Source organism: Clostridium frigidicarnis (assembly GCF_900111985.1).
Taxonomy (GTDB): domain Bacteria; phylum Bacillota; class Clostridia; order Clostridiales; family Clostridiaceae; genus Clostridium_Z; species Clostridium_Z frigidicarnis.
Genome location: NZ_FOKI01000090.1, coordinates 1 through 2,525, shown reverse-complemented (window position 1 = coordinate 2,525; position 2,525 = coordinate 1). Strand labels below are relative to the sequence as shown.

Genomic DNA, 2,525 nt, shown 5'->3' with positions numbered 1-2,525 from the left:
TCGCTAATTATTTACTGTAAAAGAATTGCTGGTTCTTTATCTTAATCTGTTTAATTTTCAAAGACCAATTTGTTTGCCGCTTCATGCGACTTCTTCATAATAACATCCTGATTGATTTATGTCAATACTTTTTTTAAAACTTTTTTGTTTCAATTTGTATCTTCATTAATCTCTCAACTACTAAGTCATTGCCTTAGCGACAAGGATTATCTTAACATAGGTATTTACTCTTGTTCTGATATGATCTACTGTTATTTTTGATGACTTTAAAAATACTCCTTATTTCTACAAAATACTACATTATAAATATATTGATACACCTGGTTATGTTTAGTCTTTTAGACAGTATATTCTCATTATTCATACACAAAATATCCTTTAATTTAATAGATTTCAAGCATAATATTATCTTTTAAAACCTTAAATAACTGATTCAATACTATAAGTTCTTTCTAAATATATTTTAATATTAATCTTCTTATATAAATACTAACTTATTGAATTGTTTATTCTTTAAATCACCTACAACAAATTATGATAGTACAAATCCTAATAAAGATAATTACCGTTAAAAATAACCGCCAATTAGATGCAAATTTCACACCTTAGTCAGCGGTTTTTATTTTAATATATAAATAAAATCAACAAATTAATTTTTAAAAATCAATCTTATTATTTAACTTTTTTAATTTCAATTCTTCCATCTTCAATAAGTTTATTAGCAACCCATCTTGCTACCTTTCCAGTTATAGTAATACAGTGATTTTTCCTACCTTGGCTTTTAAAATCATCACCTTGCCATTCACGAGTAATTACTCTACAGCAAGTTGATTTATACTCTTCCTTAATATAATCATGAAGATCTTTTGATCTATCAAACATTTCTTCTTGCATTGGTTCGCCTTTAACTCTACCATAAACCATGCCAAGAGCCATTTGTCCTCCTGAAACTGCGCCACAAAGACAACCAGCTTTACCTAAACCGATAGGAAAACCACTAGCTAATTTTACAACTTCATCTGGATAAGGCTTGTTCAACACTTCATTAATAGTTTGAACTACTGCCTCACTACAAAAAAATGTACCGCTTCTAAATAATTCTTCTGCATTTTTTTGAACCATTTCTAAAAGTTCTTCTTTTGAAAATTTTTTAGTATCTATAATCATTATATAATCCTCCCAAAACATATTATGTATAAACAATTGAGAGTATAAAGTATTAATCATCTAATTACAAATAGAAAATATCTATAATAATAAATTTCCTATAGGTAATACAAATTGGCATAATAAATATTCTCATGATACACTATTTAATACATATAGAATAAAAGGAGGATTATAAATGGGACATATTATAAGAAAATATCCTTTACCTATTGCTGGATTAATATTAGGACTTGCAGCTTTAGGTAATCTAGTACAATCTTATGGAAACATATTTAGAAATACTTTTGGAATAGTAGCTGGAATACTTCTAATCTTATTTATATTAAAGTTAATAACTTACCCAAAGCAAGTAAAAGAGGATTTAAACAATCCAGTAATAGCTAGTGTATTCCCAACATTTTCTATGGCTATTATGTTATTATCTACATATTTAAAGCCCTATTTATCTACATTTGCATTTGGAATGTGGCTTACAGGATTAGCAATTCATATTATTCTTATCCTATGGTTTAGTGTTAAATTTATTAGTAAATTTAATATAAAACAAGTGTTTCCATCATGGTACATTGTATATGTAGGTATAGTAATAGCAAGTGTTACGGGAAATGTATACGGTATGATAACCATAGGTAAGATTGCCTTTTGGTTTGGATTAACTACATATATAATACTTTTATATATAGTTTTAAAAAGAGTAATTAAAGTTAAAGAATTACCGGAGCCAACGCTGCCAACCCTTGCGATTTTAGCAGCTCCAGCAAGCCTACTATTGGCGGGATATATGAATTCATTCTCAGAAAAAAACATTACTTTGGTTTATATTCTAATGGCTTTATCATTTATTTTCTATGTAGTAGTTTTATTTATGTTACCAAAATTATTAAAACTAAAGTTTTACCCAAGTTATTCAGGTTTTACATTCCCTCTTGTTATCAGTGGTATAGCAATGAAACTCACAAATGGATTTTTAATAAATTCAAATCAAGCTATTACTTCACTTAAATATTTGGTACACTTCCAAGTAATACTATCAGTTTTAATTACATTATATGTACTAATAAAATACATTCAATTTTTAATATCAAATAATCCTACTTCAAGTGCAATTGGATTAAATAAGTAAAATAACCTTATATAATAAATTTATCTGATGTTTATCACCTGTTATCGCTCATTCTCTTACATAACAGGTGTTGCATTCTAGATTAAATCACCTAATATTTAGATAGTGAAGAAAACTCCACCTCAATAAAGATTCACTCTATAATTAGACGTAAAAAAACCGTTCAGAAATATCTGAACGGTTTTGGTGGCTCACCGGGGGATCGAACCCCGGACACCATGATTAAAAGTCA

2 protein-coding genes are annotated in these 2,525 nt (G+C 27.8%); one reads left to right on the top strand and one right to left on the bottom strand.

What is annotated here, in order from left to right; translation table 11 throughout:
• Positions 1 to 672: 672 nt before the first annotated feature.
• Complete coding sequence (locus BM119_RS19350; protein ID WP_090043334.1) at positions 673 to 1,170, bottom strand: C-GCAxxG-C-C family protein; 498 nt, start codon at positions 1,168 to 1,170, stop codon at positions 673 to 675.
• A 175-nt stretch (positions 1,171 to 1,345) separates the two neighbouring features.
• Between BM119_RS19350 and BM119_RS19345 the strand changes: the two genes are divergently transcribed.
• Positions 1,346 to 2,293 (top strand): TDT family transporter, encoded by a 948-nt coding sequence (locus tag BM119_RS19345; protein ID WP_090043333.1) that lies wholly within the window; start codon positions 1,346 to 1,348, stop codon positions 2,291 to 2,293.
• Positions 2,294 to 2,525 lie beyond the last annotated feature (232 nt).